General features: G+C 69.7%; 17 protein-coding genes and 2 pseudogenes. 11 read left to right on the forward strand and 8 right to left on the reverse strand.

Annotated features, from left to right (window positions below; translation table 11 throughout):
* Position 1: 1 nt before the first annotated feature.
* Together OOK31_RS36420 and OOK31_RS36425 are read right to left on the reverse strand one after the other, a co-directional pair.
* The gene (locus tag OOK31_RS36420; RefSeq protein WP_267091712.1) at positions 2–646 is read right to left on the reverse strand and encodes a response regulator transcription factor; all 645 of its coding nucleotides are present in this window, start codon (positions 644–646) and stop codon (positions 2–4) included.
* Positions 637–1,848 (reverse strand): sensor histidine kinase, encoded by a 1,212-nt coding sequence (locus tag OOK31_RS36425; RefSeq protein ID WP_267091713.1) that lies wholly within the window; start codon positions 1,846–1,848, stop codon positions 637–639. Before OOK31_RS36425 ends, OOK31_RS36420 begins: the two co-directional genes overlap by 10 nt.
* A 314-nt stretch (positions 1,849–2,162) precedes the next feature.
* On the opposite strand from OOK31_RS36425, the gene OOK31_RS36430 reads away from it, so the two are divergent.
* Positions 2,163–2,510, forward strand: a complete 348-nt coding sequence (locus OOK31_RS36430; protein WP_267091714.1) for a hypothetical protein — start codon at positions 2,163–2,165, stop codon at positions 2,508–2,510.
* 205 nt (positions 2,511–2,715) lie between these two features.
* Here OOK31_RS36430 and OOK31_RS36435 read toward each other — a convergent pair whose 3' ends face one another.
* Entirely contained in the window at positions 2,716–4,197 is a 1,482-nt protein-coding gene (locus OOK31_RS36435) for a Tn3 family transposase (RefSeq protein WP_267091849.1), read from the reverse strand.
* A 197-nt stretch (positions 4,198–4,394) separates the two neighbouring features.
* Here OOK31_RS36435 and OOK31_RS36440 point away from each other — a divergent pair, with 197 nt between their 5' ends.
* From OOK31_RS36440 to OOK31_RS36455, 4 genes are all read left to right on the forward strand, one after another.
* The gene (locus tag OOK31_RS36440) at positions 4,395–5,300 is read left to right on the forward strand and encodes a hypothetical protein (protein WP_267091715.1); all 906 of its coding nucleotides are present in this window, start codon (positions 4,395–4,397) and stop codon (positions 5,298–5,300) included.
* 769 nt (positions 5,301–6,069) lie between these two features.
* Complete coding sequence (locus tag OOK31_RS36445; RefSeq protein WP_267091716.1) at positions 6,070–6,498, forward strand: hypothetical protein; 429 nt, start codon at positions 6,070–6,072, stop codon at positions 6,496–6,498.
* 3 nt (positions 6,499–6,501) lie between these two features.
* Positions 6,502–6,933, forward strand: a complete 432-nt coding sequence (locus OOK31_RS36450) for a hypothetical protein (RefSeq protein WP_267091717.1) — start codon at positions 6,502–6,504, stop codon at positions 6,931–6,933.
* A gap of 47 nt (positions 6,934–6,980) precedes the next feature.
* A complete protein-coding gene (locus OOK31_RS36455) occupies positions 6,981–8,210 on the forward strand; it encodes a S1 family peptidase (protein WP_267091718.1) in 1,230 nt (409 codons plus the stop codon).
* Between the two features lie 222 nt (positions 8,211–8,432).
* On the opposite strand, the pseudogene OOK31_RS36460 reads toward OOK31_RS36455, so the two are convergent.
* The 4 genes and pseudogenes from OOK31_RS36460 to OOK31_RS36475 all read right to left on the reverse strand — a co-directional run.
* Positions 8,433–8,624, reverse strand: a pseudogene (locus OOK31_RS36460) (IS21 family transposase); the annotation flags it as partial.
* Between the two features lie 76 nt (positions 8,625–8,700).
* Complete coding sequence (locus OOK31_RS36465; RefSeq protein ID WP_267091719.1) at positions 8,701–9,132, reverse strand: VOC family protein; 432 nt, start codon at positions 9,130–9,132, stop codon at positions 8,701–8,703.
* A 767-nt stretch (positions 9,133–9,899) separates the two neighbouring features.
* The gene (locus OOK31_RS36470; protein ID WP_267091720.1) at positions 9,900–10,481 is read right to left on the reverse strand and encodes an HD family hydrolase; all 582 of its coding nucleotides are present in this window, start codon (positions 10,479–10,481) and stop codon (positions 9,900–9,902) included.
* A 16-nt stretch (positions 10,482–10,497) separates the two neighbouring features.
* Positions 10,498–11,577 (reverse strand): DNA-binding transcriptional regulator, encoded by a 1,080-nt coding sequence (locus OOK31_RS36475; RefSeq protein WP_267091721.1) that lies wholly within the window; start codon positions 11,575–11,577, stop codon positions 10,498–10,500.
* 204 nt (positions 11,578–11,781) lie between these two features.
* Here OOK31_RS36475 and OOK31_RS36480 point away from each other — a divergent pair, with 204 nt between their 5' ends.
* From OOK31_RS36480 to OOK31_RS39600, 6 genes and pseudogenes are all read left to right on the forward strand, one after another.
* Positions 11,782–12,012 (forward strand): hypothetical protein, encoded by a 231-nt coding sequence (locus OOK31_RS36480; protein WP_267091722.1) that lies wholly within the window; start codon positions 11,782–11,784, stop codon positions 12,010–12,012.
* Between the two features lie 58 nt (positions 12,013–12,070).
* Positions 12,071–12,208 (forward strand): hypothetical protein, encoded by a 138-nt coding sequence (locus tag OOK31_RS36485; RefSeq protein ID WP_267091723.1) that lies wholly within the window; start codon positions 12,071–12,073, stop codon positions 12,206–12,208.
* A gap of 99 nt (positions 12,209–12,307) precedes the next feature.
* Positions 12,308–12,466 (forward strand): hypothetical protein, encoded by a 159-nt coding sequence (locus OOK31_RS36490; RefSeq protein ID WP_267091724.1) that lies wholly within the window; start codon positions 12,308–12,310, stop codon positions 12,464–12,466.
* Positions 12,467–12,599: 133 nt separating this feature from the next.
* Positions 12,600–13,526 carry a hypothetical protein gene (locus OOK31_RS36495; RefSeq protein WP_267091725.1) on the forward strand — a complete coding sequence of 309 codons (927 nt, stop codon included), beginning with the start codon at positions 12,600–12,602 and terminating at the stop codon, positions 13,524–13,526.
* A gap of 41 nt (positions 13,527–13,567) precedes the next feature.
* Positions 13,568–14,824, forward strand: coding sequence for a tetratricopeptide repeat protein (locus OOK31_RS36500; RefSeq protein ID WP_267091726.1), 1,257 nt, complete (start codon positions 13,568–13,570; stop codon positions 14,822–14,824).
* 281 nt (positions 14,825–15,105) lie between these two features.
* Positions 15,106–15,222: pseudogene (locus OOK31_RS39600) on the forward strand (type I-E CRISPR-associated protein Cas5/CasD); the annotation flags it as partial.
* Positions 15,223–15,384: 162 nt separating this feature from the next.
* Here OOK31_RS39600 and OOK31_RS36505 read toward each other — a convergent pair.
* Positions 15,385–16,218, reverse strand: coding sequence for a hypothetical protein (locus OOK31_RS36505; RefSeq protein ID WP_267091727.1), 834 nt, complete (start codon positions 16,216–16,218; stop codon positions 15,385–15,387).
* Between the last annotated feature and the right edge of the window lie 313 nt (positions 16,219–16,531).

Raw genomic sequence — 16,531 nt, forward strand, 5'->3', positions numbered from 1 at the left:
TTCAAGCTCCCAAGTAGCGCAGGACTGCGCGGACCCGGCGGTTCTCGCCGTCCTCCGGGTGCAGTCCGAACTTCGCGAAAATGTTGCTGATGTGTTTTTCGACTGCGGCGGGACCGATGACCAGTTGTGCGGCGATCCCCGAGTTCGAGCGGCCCTCGGCCATGCCTGACAGGACGTCCTTCTCCCGGGGGGACAGCGCGGCGAGCGGGTCCCGCTTGCGGGTGCGCGCCAGCACCTGCTTGACCACCTCGGGGTCGAGGACGGTGTCCCCCAGCGTGATCCGCTTCAGGGCGTCGACGAAGTCGTCGACGTCGGAGACCCGGTCCTTGAGCAGATAGCCGACCCCTCTGGTGTCGTCGGCGATCAGGTCGATGGCGTAGCTCTCCTCGACGTACTGGGAGAGGACGAGCACGCCGACCTCGGGCCAGCGGTTACGGATGACCAGTGCGGCGCGCAGACCCTCGTCGACGAAGGTGGGCGGCATGCGTACGTCGACAACGCACACGTCGGGATGGTGCTCGGCGACGGCTCTCAGCAGGGCTTCGCCGTCGCCGACCGCGTCCACCACCTCGATGCCCTGCTCCTCCAGGAGCAGCACGATCCCCTGCCGCAGCAGCGTGGAATCCTCAGCGATCACTACGCGCATTTCATGTCCACTTCGATGAGGGTCGGCCCGCCGACCGGGCTGGAGACCGTCAGCTTGCCGTCGACCCCGGAGACCCGGTCCGCGAGGCCGCTCAGGCCGCTGCCCCTCCCGAGGGTCGCCCCGCCGATACCGTTGTCGCCGATCGTCACCGTCAGCCGGTCGTCGATACGGCGGATCGTCACCCAGGCGGTGTTCGCCGCGGCGTGCTTGGCCACGTTGGTCAGGGCCTCGCTCACCACGAAGTAGGCGATGCCCTCGACCGTGGTGGACGGCCTCGGTACGGCATCGACGTCGATCGTGACCGGGATCGGGGAACGGGCGGCCACCGCGGACAGCGCGGCGTCCAGCCCCCGGTCGGTGAGGACCGGCGGGTGCAGTCCCCGGGTCAGGTCACGCAGCTCGGTGATGGCCTGGCGGGCTTCACTGCGGGCACTCTCGATCAGCTCCACGGTCTCGGGGTGTCCGGCGCCCCTGAGCCGCGAGCTGGCCCGGCCCAGAGTCATCGCCATGGCGACGAGACGCTGCTGCGCACCGTCGTGCAGATCGCGCTCGATCCGCCGCCGCTCGGCCTCCGCGGCGTCGACCACCCGTGCCCGGCTGGCCGTCAGGTACGCGACCTGCTGGGTGAGTCGGGTGTCCCGGGACGGGGCGAACAGAGTGCGGGCGAGGGAGATGTCCAGGGCCCGCAGGGTGCGTACCACCACCGGTGACACCGTCAGGCCGGCAAGCACTCCGACCGCCGCGACGGCCAGGGCCGTGCCCGTGTTGTCGATGTTCAGCGGACCGATCGCGGCCCGCCCCAGGGGCAGCTCCGCGTAGTAGGAGGGCAGCAGGGCCAGCATCGTCGGGCCGGCCCAGGCCAGGGCGACCGCGACCACGTTCAGGACAGACACCGGGATCAGCAGCGCGAAGTAGCAGACCTGCCGCCACGTCGAGCGGCTGGTCAGCACGGTGAGCGTGGACCGCAGCAGGTTCACGGACAGTTCCGGAGCCGGCTGTGCGGGAATCTCCAGCCCGCACAGGGTGGCGTACCGGTCGCGCTCGGCATCGGCGAGCCGGTGCAGCAGCCAGGCCGCCGCGATCACCAGTGGTGCGCCGATGAGGGCGACCGGCAGCAGGCAGATGCCGGTCACCAGCAGCATCAGCACGGCGAAGCCGGCGAGCGCGGATACGCTGTCGGCCGCCAGGTGCGCGGACGCCAACCACAGTTGGGGCGATTTCAGAGCCCGCACGGGATTGCGTGGCAGGACCTGGCCCGCGGTCCCCGTATGCGAACTCGGCTTCCCAGTCACCTGATCCGGCCCGCACCACCTGTCGGGGCCGGCATCCCGGCTCCTGTACTCGTCCATCGTGGTCCCATGCTTCTCGATTCATCCGCTGACTCCGAGAACACTAGGCGGGAGGCCCGCGTCAGCGGCACGCGGGCAACCCACGAGTGCGAGGTAGGGAAAACCCACCGCCGGTCCGTGGGGAGGCAGGACTGGCAGCGGAGGCTGTGACGGGCAGAGTTGTGGCCATGGCAGCGAACCAGTTGATGACGGAGGACAGGTCGATGACCACCACTCGGGTGTCCTGCGGCGATCCGCTTCTCTTTGAGGGCCGCTTCGGCGACCTCATCGACGACCGTGTGGCCGAGGCTCTCGACGAGCTCCTCGGCGAGAGCCTCGACGGGGCCATCGCCGCGCGGCTCGGGCGGTACCGAAAGCGGGACTGGCCCTTGATGGTGTTGCTGGTCGCGGTGGTGTCCGGCCTGTCCGTGGTGCTGGTGGACCACCCCGGCGCTGTGGCGACGCTGTGGGTGGCCGCGGCGGTCATCTGCGCCTGCCGGACGCGGTTCTGCCGGCCGTACGAACCTGGCAGGTGAGCACCAGCAGTACGGCGCCCCCACCGTGCCGCACAGCCTCCCCGGAGGCTCCGTCATCGGCCCCCGACTCCCAGCTCTACCACCCTGCACGTCTACGACGGAAAGCAATCTGCGGCACCCGCAGACGTCCGGCCTTCCGCTACCCAATCCCTGACGCGCCCGTACGCCCCGGGCGCCCGCACCTCACCGGGGCCGATTCGCTGCTCTACAGCCCGGCTCCGGGATCGTCCATCGCCACGGTCCGCAGCGGCCGGTGTCCCCGCTCGTCGAGCTGGGCCAGTTCGTGCTCGTAGTCGACGGTGATGGAACCGTAGTAGTTCACCACCGAGCTGCGGGCCGGCGAAATGTGTGCCAGGACCTCGGCGTCCACCTCGCGGCCGGCCCCGCGCAGTTCGCCGACGGCCAGGCCCATGTACTCGGTGTGCCAGCAGACCACCGCGTTCGTCACCACCGTCAGGCACCACGCCTGCTCGTTCTGCTGCTCCGGCTGACGGCGGGGGACCTTGCCCTCACGGGCGTAGTGGAGCTGGCGGCGCAGGGCGTGCAAGGACTCGCCCTTGTTCAGCTGCCGGGCGATCTTGCGCCGGTAGCCCTCGTCCGACAGGTACTTCGCGGCGTAGAGCGTTCTGCGGATCGCCCCGTACTCCTTCAGCGCGGCGGCCAGCGCGTTCTGCCGGGAAGACGCCGAAAGCTTGCCGACGATCAGGGAGGCGGTGGCGTGCCCGTACTTCAGCGACCCCGCCAGCCGCAGCAGGTCGTCCCAGTGATCGGCGATCAGGTCGAGGTTGGCCTTCTTCGTCAGCAGCGGTCCTGCCTTCGGGAACGGCTCCTCGTAGTCGCTCTTGGCGCCCACCCCGTACAGGGTGATCTTGCCCAGATCGCGGATACGGGGCGAGAGCTGCTTTCCCACCAGGTCGAACAGGCCGAAGTTGACCAGGGTGACGCCGTGCCTGTCCGTGGCGTGTTCGGTGATCGGCAGGTCGGTGGCGTTGCCCAGGATCTCGTCCAGCACGTAGTGCGCCTCGCGGTGCGTGGCCACGATCACCTTCGTGCCGAACGTGGAGTGCTGGTCGGAGACGTGGGTGTAGGTGGAGATGCCCTCGGACACGAAGTACTTGTTCAGGTGCCGGGCGGTGATCGACTTGCCCCGGGTGGGGAACCGCTGCCCGTCGGAGGAGGACAGGGTGCCGGAGCCGAACATGGCCGTCACCGGCAGCTTGTGGTGGTAGTTGACCAGGCAGATGTTCGCCTCGCGGAGCGTCTCCTCGCGGATGTACCACTCCGCGGTCCACGCCAGCACGTCATACGGGATGCCGCAGGACGCGGCCATGCCGTGCAGACCGAGGTTCGTGGAGAGCCCGATCAGGCAGGCGATCAGGTTCCTTTTGAGCTGTGGAGAGCGGGCCTGTTTGCCGCCGGCGTGGACGAATGTCGCCGACAGCTCCCCGTAGCCCGCCAGATCAGCGACAGCGAGCCCAAGTTGGCCACCCAGGCGGCCGACCGCCGCAGGCGGAGCGGCGGGCACATCATCGGGGACGAAACCCAGCCAAGGCAGGGCAGACAACTGCACAGCGGCGCCGAGCACGTTCTGGGCCCGACGGAACTTCCGCAGGAACGCCTCGTCCGCCGGGGTGAGGGTGAAGTACCGGATCAGCTCGTCCTTGCCGATCGTTGGGAACGACCGCAGAGCCTCAGCTCCTCATCGCTGAAAACCCTCGTCGCCATCCGCCCGCCCTCCCGTCACCGTCACCCGGTCAGCCCAACGAGCCACCCTGCGCCCGGCAACGGGCCACCGCCCCGCCTTCTCCGAGATCACCCCAGATCAGGGGGGCCTCGCGGGCTTAGCGTTGTTTTTTCGGCGGGAACTACTGGGACCCGATCGCGGTGGAGGACATCGAGCAGCGCACCGCCCGGTACTCGGCGGCCGGGGTGGAGGTCTGTTGGTTCACGGACCGGAAGACCGTGCCGTGGCTCGGCGCCGTGCCGGCGGTCCAGCTGGCCCGGGCCGAGAACGGCGGCCCGCTCCTGCTCGTCGCCGGGGCGGCCCGGTTCGTACGGGAGTGGTGCGTCCAGCGGCCGCTGTGCGAACGCGTCCAGGGGGCGCTCCCATGCGGTGGACACGGCCGGTGGGTGGACGTCGCCGAGCTGGCGCTGGGGCAGTTCGTGGCGGCCCTGGTCGCGAACACCGTGCGCCCGTACCGGCTTCGGGTCGGGGAACCGGTGCTCCGGTGGATCGCCCGGCAGTACTTCGAGTGGGAGGCCGAGCAGCTGGCGGCGTCCGAGGCGCACCGGCGGGCGGCCGAGCGGGCCGCGGCCGCCGAGCGGCGGCGGGAGCAGGACCAGGCCGACCACATGGCGCGTATCCGGGAGCTGGAGGCCCGCCAGGCCGGCTTTCGCCGCCCGGTCCGAGCGTGGGTGTGCCAGGAGACCGGGGATACTGTCGCCGCCGTCCGTACGGGGAAGGACCCGGAACCCGCGTTCGCCATGGGGTTGCCGGTGACGGTGCACGGTGAGCTGTGCGGGGTGATCTGCCCGGTGGCCAGCCGTCTGCCTGCGCTGCGGCGGGAGCTGGAGGGGCTCGTGTTCTTCGCCGCGACGGAGCGGGAGGCGGCCCGTATCTCGGGGCAGGCCGCGCCGGGGCAACGGGTCGTCGTCCTGGAGGCCGAGGCGTCCGAGGTCCCCGAGCAGCGCGCCGGCGGCGGGGTCACCGTGAGGCCGGTAGGCCGAGGCCCGGGCCACATCAGCGTTCGGGGCATGGTCCGGATCATGACGGGCGTCGACAGGGTGTGAGCGCCAGGCTGCCCCGCCACCCTCGGACTGGCGGGGCCGGTCTTGACCGCTACCGCCAAAATCCGGACCGATCCTCCCCGAAGGCCGTATGGGGGGGGAAGCAGCAGGCCCGGCCGCGCCGGGCCGCGGCGCCAATCCGTGGGCCTGGACAGCGACCCGGGCGGCCCATGTCCTCCCACCGGACTCTCCGCGGCGTTGTTCCGGCAGGCCGAATCCTCGGATCCGGGGAGAGCGCGGACCTTACAACGCGTTCTTCGGCAGGTCGGCTGCCACGACCGCGGTGATGCGGTCCCGGCGCCACAGGAGCACCTGTTTCGTGCCGTACCCGTACCAGCCCGATCCGTAGGAAGCACCGAGCCGCGGGTCGGCCTCCACCAGGGAAGAGACGTGCGACCGGTCCTCATCCCCCAGGTTGTACGGGGCGGCGGTGAATCGCGCCCGGGCTCTTGGAGGTCCCGGCGTGTCACGCGTCGGCGAGACGGTCACTGTCTACGGCTGGGTGAACATGCTCCGGCTGCAGCGTCGCACCAGGTGGTCGATCCGGGAAGCGACGTTCCTGTTCCGGGGGCCGCACCGGCTGGAGCCGTAGGGCTGTCTTCCGGATCGGTGTCCATCGGGCGTCTACTTCGACGTCGTTGGGGCACTAATCCCCGCGCTGACATGCGTGTTGACTGACCGTCTGCCAACGTCCACGACCGTTGTCGGAGTCCGGTCACGGACACCGGCGCCCACCGGTTCGGGGCGCCGGCAGACGATCAGGAGGACTCCCATGTCCGCAATCCCCTTCCGCACCCGCGCCGCGGCCGTCGCGGCCCTGGCGATGGCCGTCGCGCTGCCCCTCGCGGGCTCGGCCACCGCGTCGGCGGCGGTGCCGACCGGCGTCCAGCAGGTACAGAGCCCGCTCCAGTCCGGGGACTCGCCCACGAGCTGGGCGACCAAGAACGGCGGCTACGTCCAGATCAACTGGAACCCGCCCTTCAACGTCGGCAAGTACGACTGGGTCGGTCTCTACAAGCAGGACCCCGGCGTCATCGGCCTCAACAACTACGTGGACTGGCAGTGGGCCTACGGGCACGGCACCTCGTACGTGTCCAAGATCCCGGCGGTCAGCGGGGACTACTGGACGGCCTACATCTCCTACGACTACTCCTCGGGCCAGTACCGCATCGTCACCTCCTCCCACGACAAGATCGACTGAGTCATGACCGTGCTCACCAGGGCGGCGGCCACGGCCCTCGCGCTGCTGTGCGTGCTGCCGGTCCAGGCCGCCTCGGCGGCCGGGCCGGCGGTCCCTGCGGCGGCCGCAGCGGCCGCCGCCTCGTCCACGCCGGGCACCTGGGCCGCCGCCATCCACGTCAAGGAGACCCAGGTCGTGACGATCGGCTGGGACTACGGCGGCAACCCGGTCGGCAAGTACGACTGGGTCGGTCTGTACTCCTGCGACCCGCAGGAGTGCGGCGTGAACAGGTACGTCTCGGGCGCCTGGCAGTGGGCCTCGTCCGGCACCTCGTACACCTTCACCCGGGCGCTCAGCGACTCGCTCATCGGCACGTACTGGACGGGCTACGTCTCCTATGACTACGCGTCCGGCCAGTACCGCCTGCTGTCCTCGCACATGAACCTGCTCGCCTGAGCAAGGGCCCGCACCCCCGCACGTGACATCCATTCAAGGAGATGACCATGAAGGTCCCCAGGAAGGCGCTCGCCAAGGGCGCGGTCGCGGTCCTGCTCGCCGGGCTCGCCATGGCGCCCGGCGTGGCGTCGAGCTCCGCCGCCGGCAGCCTCGCCTTGCCGGCCCCGTTCACCCCGCAGGCCGCCGCGCGTGCGGTGGCGGCCCAAGTCGGCCTCCCGGAGGCCGAGGTGGCGCAGCGGCTCGCCGCGCAGGACGGGCTGGCGGCCACCGCCAAGGCGTTCGAGGGCAGTCAGGGCGCGAATGCCGCAGGCGTCTGGGCCAACGTGATGCGCGGCGAGGTCCACGCGAACGTCGTCGACGACGAAGGGGAGCGCGCGGCGAAGGCCGCCGGGGTCATCCCGCAGCGCGCCGCGTACACCACCGCCGTCCTGAAGGAGGTCCAGGCGCGGCTGGATGCCGCGGGCGCCAAGGGACTGATCCCGAAGGACAGCTCCTGGGGGGTGGACACCCAGGCGAACCGCGTCAGGCTGGAGCTTCCGGCCTCCGCGGACGGCGAGGCGCTGCTGCGCGAGGCCGGTGTGACCGGGGAGGAGCGCGCAAAGGTCGCGGTCTCCACGCATCAGAGGACCGCCAACCACCAGACCGGACTCGTCGGCGGTGACGGTCTGTCGATTCCGGGCAGGGGCCTCTGCTCGGCAGGGATCATGCTCCAGAAGGGTGGCGACACCTACCTGGCGACGGCCGCCCACTGCGTCGACATGGGCAACGAGATCCGGCGGAACGACGGCAGCACGGACAGGAACGGCAACGGCCTCATCGGCAGGGTGGCCGTCAAGCAGTACCCCACCTCGGACTACGCACTGATCAAGGTGGACCACCCTCGGGACTGGAGCCCGTCGGGAGGGCAGGCCAAGTCCGAGGGGCAGTGGTTCAACATCTACAGCGGCTACATCGCGAACCCGGCGGCGGACATGGTGGGCAGTCTGTACACCTGCATCTCCGGCGCGGCCGGCGGCTGGCAGTGCGGCAAGTACTTCGCGTCGGGGTGGAGCTTCACCAACAGGGACGGCACGACCACGTCCGGCGTCGTCGTCGTCAGGCACGTCGCCACGCAGGGCGGCGACAGCGGGGGAGCCGTCCTGTACGGAACCAAGGCCGCCGGTACCCTGATCGGCTCGGCAATCGTCAACGGGGAGCAAATGTCGACGGTCCAGCCGATCTCCAGGATCGTCCAGGACTTCGACGGGGCCATGACCCCCGTCGACTGGCGCACGTGACAGTCACCCCCGTCCGGGACGGCCCCTCGCGCACACCCGCGGACGCTGTTGGCTAAGTGGGATCCTGGTCATTTTGCCCCGCCGAGCTGGTGTTCCAGCGAGGCGGGGCGAAGTGCTGCGAAGTGGCTGGTGAGGGCCCGGGGTGTCCGGGTGAGGTGGGCGTCGATGCAGGAGAGGTTGATCGCAGCGGCGGTGAGCTGGTGCCGGAGGCCGGTCCTCGCGCACCGTCACGTCGCCGAAGTCGACCTCGGCCTCGGCCTCCATGCCGGGCTGGTGCGTCTGCGGGACGAACACCTCCAGCGGAGTCTTGCCCGACTCCACCAGGATCTGCGGCTTGCGGTCCGCGACGTAGCGCCGAATCTGCTGGTAAGAGACCTCGACGCCGTGTTCCTCGACCAGTCGGTGGAAGATCCGCGTGAAGCTCCTGCCGCATGCGGGACCTGAGAGGTCCACGGGAGACGGCTCCCCACCTCGCAGTCTTGGAGGAGATTCAGGCGAGGCAGAACTCGTTGCCCTCGATGTCCTGCATCGTGATGCACGACTCGTTGACGCCATCGGCGCGCTGCGTCAGCACGTGTTTCGCGCCGAGAGCCGTCAGCCGTGCGCATTCGGCCTCGAGTGTGGCCAGGCGCTCGTCACCCACGAGCCCGGCGCCGGCCCGCACACAGAGATGCACCCGGTTCTTGACGACCTTGCCTTCGGGAACTCGCTGGAAAAGCAGGCGTGAACCCACACCGGAGGGATCAGTGCACGCGAAGTAGATCTCATCCTCAGGCGGCAGCGAGCGGTGGTACTCCTCCCACGTGGCAAAGCCCTCCGGGACCGTCGGTACGACGTACCCCAGCACCTCGCACCAGAAAGCGGCGAGGCGCGCAGGCTCCGCGCAGTCGAAGGTCACTTGGAACTGTTTGATCGTTGACATTGGCGCACGATAACAGGGGTCCTGCTCGTCTCCCTGGGTGGGTAGATCCGCACGTTGTCGGGGGGAGGGCCCCTGCTGTCCGCTGCTGTGTCGTGCGGTCCCAAGGGTGAACCGATCCTGCCGCTACTTGGGTTTCCGGTAAGAACCGCTGCTGGGGTGCCCGTGGTGCACGGGCGCCCCAGCAGCATCGGCCGTGCACCCCATTTCCCAGTTCCGGGACCTGCGTCGGGCAACCGACGAAAGCCGCTGATCAGCGGGTCTGTCAGTGGCCGGCGGGCAGCTACGGGCGCCAGCGTTCGTAGACGTGCCATGTGAGGTGGCCTGGGAGTTGGTGGCGCCAGAGCCACCAGGGCAGTCTTCGGCGCGGGACGAAGGTCCACAGATCGTCGTCGGCTTCGTTGCCGCGTGGCCGGGTGCGCAGCAGGTCGAGGCATTCCTGGTTGACCGTGCGGTGCAGCCGCGGTTGGGTCGGTGGTACGTAGGGCCTGGGCGACGCGGGGCAGGATGGCTTCGGGGGTCAGGATGGTTCAGTGCAAGCCCAGGGCAGTTCCTCCTGGCTGTCTCTCTCATCCTCCATGGTCGGAGGGTAGGGCCTCAAGACCGACTCGCCGCCATCGAACGAGAACGAGACGACGCAGCCTGAGCTTGTTTCGCGGTTCCGACCCTTGTCAGACCCCGCGTTTAGAGTTCGGCGAGATGGGCCGGTTCCGAGGCCGCCAGCGATGAGGACGAACGTGCGGCAGGGGCTTCTTCGTTTCCGGGCTCGGCTACTGCCCCAGGAAGGTCTTCCGCCACTCCAGCGGCGACATGGTCAAGGCGGCCTCGGCGAGGGCCTGCGCCGACGCCGTCTTGAGGCTGTTCAACGAAGTGTCGATCCAGTCCTGTACGAGGCTGTAGCCCTGGGCCCGGTACTCTACGGCCTGCACCAGGCATTCGAGCTTGTCGGCGTCCTTTGCCACGATCGCCTCAGGGGTGTCGCCGTTCTCGTACTCGCCCACCACTCGCTGCACGCCGGCCCTGACCGCTGGGTGCGCGGCGGAAACCTGGTCCGCGGTGACGGTCTCGTTCGAGGCCGCGTCGATGTACCGGCGCCCGATGTGCGGGATGTCCCCGATCCGGGTCTCCTGCGTGTCGTGGAAGAGACACATCAGCGCGACCTTCGCGGGGTCGACACCTTCCATCATGGCCAGCACGGCGCCGACGATGCCGACGCGGAACGAGTGCTCGGCGATGCTCTCGGGGTTGTTGTTCCCGGTGAACCACCAGCCGGTCCGCTTCGCGTTCTTGAGCACGCCCATCTCGAAGAGGAATCCAGCGGTGCCCTGGGCGTTCGCCGTCTCGTCTGCCATCTGCTGACCTCCGGTTTCAGGTTCGATCACGTAGAACGTAGTTCACGGTGGTGAGTTCGCGCCGGGATCTTTCGGAGATCCCGCCACCGTCCAGCAGTCGCTCGGTACGCTCCGCCAGGTCCCGCACCAGCAGAGCGGATGCCTGCGGCAGCCACGGGTGGGCCGTCAGCAGAGCCCACATCGTGTGGGCGTACAGGTCGACGTACCCGGGGGCGTGGTGCAGGCCGTACGTCAGCCCTCGCAGCAGCGTGACGGGATCCCAGCCGGTGAGCTGCCGGTCCCGCATGAACATGTCGTCGGACTGCGGTAACGGGGTACCGCCCAGCCAGTACGCCCAGTAGTTCAAGTTCGCGGCCTCGCCCGCGTCGTCGTCCACCATCGCCCGCTCGATGAAGTCGAGCAGCGGGACCGGGTCACCGAGCCGGGCCAGGGCAGTAGCCGTCGAGCGGGCCTCCGCCCACTGCGGAGTCCACCCCCTACGGGCCAGCAGGCCACGCCGGGCGTGCAGGGCCTGCGCCGTCCAGGCCACCGCCTCGGGGCTCTTGTCGTACGAGGTCAGGTACAGGGCCTGGCGGTGCAGGAGCACGCCCTGGGCGTCGGTCCGAGGAGCCGCCTCCGCCGTGGTCCGCAGCCGCTCGAAGAACGCCGACCGGTCTGGTGCGGGGAGGAGCGGAGAAGCCGCTGCTGGCCCCCGCCGGCGCGGGGACGGGATACCTGCAAGGGAGGGCGGCCGGGTACCGGTGAGCGCCCAGGCGAGCATGTGGGCGGTGTCCCGCGTGTGCACCCACTCGGCCAGAGGGTGCGGCCCTTCGCCAGGCTGGAGCGTGGCGGCGATGATCCGGTCCGCGTCCATCGCCGCGTCCAGCAGGGCGACGATCGCCGCGTCCGCACCGAGCCCGGCCAGCCTCCGCCGGAGCCTGAGCAGATCAACCGCCCTCATGTTGGCGATCGGTCGCCGGCCCGATTCCCAGCCCTGCATCGTCGCCAGGTCCACGCCCAGGGCCTCGGCCATCCCCGCCTGAGTGAGCGGCACCGACTCCCGCGCCGTGCGCAGCACAAAGCCCGCGATCGTGCCGGTGCTTGGTCTCGTGGCCATCGCGCGCTCCCCGGTGCGGCCCCTGCCATAACACGTACCCACAGTCAGTCCTACCGCACGCAGCGCGACCGTACGTTCATCTCGCGGGATCGACCAGGCCCCTTGTGCGGGACCGAGGCTGACGCCGCACCACCCCGGCAGCGGGGGCGCAGTCGCCCTCCCGGTCCCTGTTTCCCGCTGCAGCCCCTCGGAGAGGAGCGCTCGATGCCCGGCCCCGAACTCCCCCGCCGCCCCCTGGCCCGACAGCCCGAAGACCAGCCCGAACCCGTCCCGTGGCACGCCTTCACGGTCGGGGCCGACGTCACCGAGGCGTACGGCCAGCCCTCCCCGGCCCTGAGGGCGCGAGCAGAGCGGGGCTGCCAGCGGCTCGGAGCCCTGCACGCCCGCCTCGGCCAGGCCGGCGAGGACAACACCACCGAGGACGGCCCGGCATGACCCGCCGCCCTTCCTGGCTCCACGAAGGCGCCCGCGTGCTGGACCCCGCGAGGGCATCGTGCAGTTCATCGGCGAGTGGGAGGACCCCCGCACCCGCCGAGTGATCCCCGAGGCCGTGTTCCTGCGCGCCGAGGGCGGCGGCATCGAGTGGGTCGTCGACGACCACCAAGCGCTCCGCCAGGCCGACGCCCGCTGAACCCATCGGCTTCCCGCCCGGCACCTCCTACAGCACCACCGCCCGGGACGGGATGCACCACCCCCTGCACCACTCGCGTACACCGAAGGGAGCACCACCATGACCAGCAGCATCGAGATCGACAACCTGACCCGGCGCCTGGACCACTCGGTCCCGGACGGAGACTTCGCGCCGGAGACGCGTGTCGAGTCCCTGACGCGGCGTCTGGACCACTCCGTGCCGGACGGAGACTTCGCGCCGACGGGAACCGCGGTCTGACGGCTGATTTTCACTGATGCCGTTTGACTGACGGCACGGCGGGGCGTCTCGCTACTCATCCCGGGGCGCCCCGCATCAGTCTCCGCCACCGCCTGCTCCGCCACCTGCACATCTCGACCAAGGAGGGCCCACAGTGCAGACCACCATCGCCATCCGCGTAGAGGCCGGCTCGTTCTTCGATCTCGACCGGGAGGATCCGGAGCTGACTCGTCTGCGTGAGGAGGGCGCCGAGCAGGCCCTTCCCTTCGCCCTGATGGAGCGCCTCGTGAAGTCCGGCATCCCCTACGCCGAGCACGCCCGCGCCCTGAGCAGCGACAGCGTGGACGTGGCCGGAGCCCGCTTCGACTGGTTCGCCGCCGAGCTGCCCGAGCAGATCGCCCGCGAGATCAGCCTGGCGGACTACGAGATCGCCGAGCACACCGACGGGCGCCGTACCGCGCTGACCCAGGCGCTGGAGCGGCTGGCCTCGGTCCACCCCGAAGGCTTCGCCCGCGTCAAGGAATTCGACCGGGGGCTGCTGTGGGTGGGTCTCAAGCCCGGCGTCCGCACCTCGTCCCTGACCAGCTCCAGCGATCCGGCGCTGCCTTACGTGATTGTGTTCTCCGAGAAGGCGCGGCACCACATCCCGCCGAACACCGTCAGCGACGAACCGTCCCACCTCTTCCTGGCGGAGAACCTCCTGCACGAGGCCGTCCACCAGTCGGTCAGCTTCCACGTCCTCCAGCGCCAGGTCTTCGCCGACGGGTACTCCTCGAAGATCTCCCCCAAGATCGAGATCGCGTGGCGCGCTACGCAGGGAGTGGCCCGCAACCAGTTCTGGGAGGTGGACCGGGCCTTCCACGCGACCTGCGTATACAACCAGCTCCTCCGGTTCCGCAGCATCGAACTCGACCGCGACGACCTGACCGCCAGCGAGCGCGCGAGCATCCAGGCCGCCTACGACGAGGGCATGCCGGCCGTCCGCTACCTCATGGGCCAGCTCGAACTCCTGGAAGAGCACTTCACCGTGCACGGCCGGGAACTGCTGGCCGACCTGCGTCACCAGACCGACCAGCTCTAGCCTCAGCGACCGGACCGGGAAACCGAACGAGGGAGGGATGAGTGCTCCAGCACCTCATCACACAGGGCGAGGACTTGCGCATGGTCCCCACCGACCACGACCAGCTGACCACCGCCATGGAGAAGCTCCGCGAGGAACTCCTGGCACTTCCCGAAGGTACGGATGCCGCACGGGCGAGAGTTCTGGCCCGGTGGACCGGCATCGGCTTGCTGAGCCTGGGCCACCACGACGAAGCGCGCACGTTCCTACGCCGGGCGCTCGACCTGGCGGCGGCCAGTGGCAACACCCGCGCTGTCATCGCCACCGAACTCAACCTCGCCGACGCGTACCGCTACGCCGGTGCAGCCGAGACCGCCGACGGGCTCTACCGCAAAGCCCTGGACGCCGCCCAGAACCAGCACCCTGAGCTGGCTGACTTCGCGCTCCAGCACCTCGGCAAGCACCTGATGGAGCGCGGTGACGTCGAATCAGCTCGTGCCCACCTGTGGGAAGCCCGGCGACTGCGGATCGCCAAGGGCGACACCGGCCTGATCGAATCCACCCAGGCCGCGCTCGACCGCGTCGAGTTGCTGATCAGCCAAGCAGGCACCAGTCCGGACGCGCCCGAGGGTGATGGCGCAGAAGCGGCACAATGGAGCAGGCGATGGACTTCCTGGCTCCAGTCCCGCACCACGGCCCGCACGCCGGCCGGGTGGGAGGAAGGGTTTCCCACTCTCCGGGACGCCGTACGCGATCTCACCGCTCACGAACGGGTGCGCCCCCGCTACCTGCGTGACCAGTCGTTCCCCGTCGAGTTGCTCGCCGGCATGGCGGAGGAGGCCGAGGAGGCCCTGGCCGGTGGCGGATACCTGCACAACGGCAAGTGGAACGCGCCCGTCGGCGAGGCGGCGAGCCGATTCGCGGGACAAGTCGATCTCGCCGCTGTCGTAGCGCGGGCGACCGGTCTGGAGGTCGAGCAGCCTCACACCGGCGTCTACATCGCCTACCTGGAAGAAGGCCAGTTCCTCGACTTCCACCTCGACGAATTCGGCTTCGGGGAAGCCAACCTGATCCTGTGCCTCAAGCACGACCGCCTCACCGCTTCCCCTACCGTGAGCTGCACCGTCTTCATGAACGCCGACGGCTACCTCGAATGCGACCTGGCACCGGGAGAATGCGTCGTGTTCGACGGAGCGATCACGCCGCACGGCCGGACGCCCCTCGGTGCCGGAGAGAGCGTCATCCTCGTCAGCTTCGGCTTCCGCGCACGCGATCAGGCTCCGCGTACGGTCAACCACCTTCCACCGGTCCCGGGCTGAGGATGGCGAACCCCTGATCAAGCACCGAAGGGCGTGACAGCCAGCGCCATCGTCGGCCGTCCGCAGACTGACCGCGTCATCACGAAGCCCCCTCTCCGAGCACCAGGAACAGGGGCTTCGCCCTGTTAACGCTCACTCGTACGACCAGGGTGAGTACGTGCACTCCGCCTCCGGCAGCTCCTCCGCATCCTGGTTCACCAGCGGCCGGCGGTGCCGCAGCGCCGTCAGCCCTCGCTCCTGCCTCACCTTGACAGGTGGCGACGAGCCCGGCGCGATGCACGATGACCGACGAACGGTTCTACCTGCAGGACGCGGCTTTCCTCGTCGCCATCCACGGTCCTGCCCGCGTGATGGCCGAGGTGACCGCCGCCGCGAAGCACCCGGTCGCGATGCTCGGCCTCGGCCGCGCTCCTGCCCGCCCACGTTCCCCTTCGTCCTCGGCACCACCGCCGAACCGATCGCCGACGCCCTCGCCGCACACGACTGGCTCGCATCCGCACACGCCCGGACCGTGTGGCAGCACAAACACCGAGGCGTGGGTACAACGGTGTGAAGAAGCGTCACGTGGCTGGGGAGTGGGTGACGGCGTCGGCGGAGAGTTTGGGGGCGGTTTCTTCGAGGTCGGGGTGGGTGGCGGCGACGGTTCGAAGAATGCGGATGAGGGATTGGGGTTCGAGGGGGCGGCCGTTGACGGTGGTGAAGAGGTGTCCGGTGTCGGGAAGGGCCGTCGCGCGGTGGGGAAGGTATTCGTCGATGGCGCGGGTGGCGTCGCTGGAGGCGTTCTTCTGGGGGACGTCCCAGGTGGTGCGGTGCTGTTCCTGGTGGCGGCCGCTGAGGCGCATGGCGGTGATCTGGCCGGGGCGCAGGACGTCGTCGTCGCTGTGGCGGCCCCAGAGGTAGTGGTTGAGGCAGAGGTAGACGAGGGCGCGGGCGCGGTGGGGGCCTTCGCGGCGGGTGCCGGGGTAGCGGTCGGCGGCTTGGGCGAGCCAGCGGCACTGGTCGGGGGTGAGGAGTTCGCGGCCGGGCAGGCCGGCTGCGAAGTTGCCGCCACGCTGGAACTGGAGCGACTTGGCGGTGCCTGGCGGTACGAGGCCGGGCCCGCCGCCGACTGCAGGCGTCTCGGCCCAGCGGTAGAAGGAGCGGACGGCTCCACAGGCGGCGTCGCGGGAGCGGGCGGCGCCGGCGTAGCCGATGGCCCAGTTCTGGAGAGCCATGGGGGTGGGCTGGAGGTACAGGTCCGGGTCGGGGCTGCCGTCGAGCCTGCAGCCGACGGTCAGCCAGTGCAGGACGGCGGGACGGTAGTGCTCGAGGGCCTGGTAGCCGAAGTACCCGTTCGCCTCGGAGTTCGGGCCGGCCAGCCACTCCTCGACCAGCGCGGTGACGTCGTGATCCATCCGACCAAACTAGCCGGTGGGAGGTTGCCGACCCTGGCCCCGGGTGCGGGGGCCTCGCATCCGGTGGCGCCGTCGGTGACTGTTGCGGTCCACTACTTGGCGGGCGACCCCATCGCCGGGCAGCAGCGGGGGCCGCAGTCCAGTGCACCCGCTCGAAGACGGCCCTTCAAGAACCCGCTAACACCCTTTGATGAGGAAATCCGGAAGCGAATGCGTCACATCCCGTGACCGAAAGTCATGATGGTGACAGAGATGCTGCTTCCCCGGGCATCGTGCCGACCGGGCCTCCGCGGAGCGTGGCCGCGGTTGTCGG

This window comes from Streptomyces sp. NBC_00249, assembly GCF_026342355.1.
Lineage (GTDB): Bacteria > Actinomycetota > Actinomycetes > Streptomycetales > Streptomycetaceae > Streptomyces.

Excerpts from the sequence above, each read along its gene's own strand:
- OOK31_RS36490 (WP_267091724.1), top strand. The coding sequence starts at position 12,308 with ATGACCAGCAGCATCGAGATCGACAACCTGACCCGGCGCCTGGACCAC.
- OOK31_RS36470 (WP_267091720.1), bottom strand. The coding sequence starts at position 10,481 with ATGGCAGACGAGACGGCGAACGCCCAGGGCACCGCTGGATTCCTCTTC.
- OOK31_RS36445 (WP_267091716.1), top strand. The coding sequence starts at position 6,070 with ATGTCCGCAATCCCCTTCCGCACCCGCGCCGCGGCCGTCGCGGCCCTG.
- OOK31_RS36465 (WP_267091719.1), bottom strand. The coding sequence starts at position 9,132 with ATGTCAACGATCAAACAGTTCCAAGTGACCTTCGACTGCGCGGAGCCT.
- OOK31_RS36430 (WP_267091714.1), top strand. The coding sequence starts at position 2,163 with ATGGCAGCGAACCAGTTGATGACGGAGGACAGGTCGATGACCACCACT.
- OOK31_RS36450 (WP_267091717.1), top strand. The coding sequence starts at position 6,502 with ATGACCGTGCTCACCAGGGCGGCGGCCACGGCCCTCGCGCTGCTGTGC.
- OOK31_RS36455 (WP_267091718.1), top strand. The coding sequence starts at position 6,981 with ATGAAGGTCCCCAGGAAGGCGCTCGCCAAGGGCGCGGTCGCGGTCCTG.
- OOK31_RS36475 (WP_267091721.1), bottom strand. The coding sequence starts at position 11,577 with ATGGCCACGAGACCAAGCACCGGCACGATCGCGGGCTTTGTGCTGCGC.
- OOK31_RS36420 (WP_267091712.1), bottom strand. The coding sequence starts at position 646 with ATGCGCGTAGTGATCGCTGAGGATTCCACGCTGCTGCGGCAGGGGATC.
- OOK31_RS36480 (WP_267091722.1), top strand. The coding sequence starts at position 11,782 with ATGCCCGGCCCCGAACTCCCCCGCCGCCCCCTGGCCCGACAGCCCGAA.
- OOK31_RS36505 (WP_267091727.1), bottom strand. The coding sequence starts at position 16,218 with ATGGATCACGACGTCACCGCGCTGGTCGAGGAGTGGCTGGCCGGCCCG.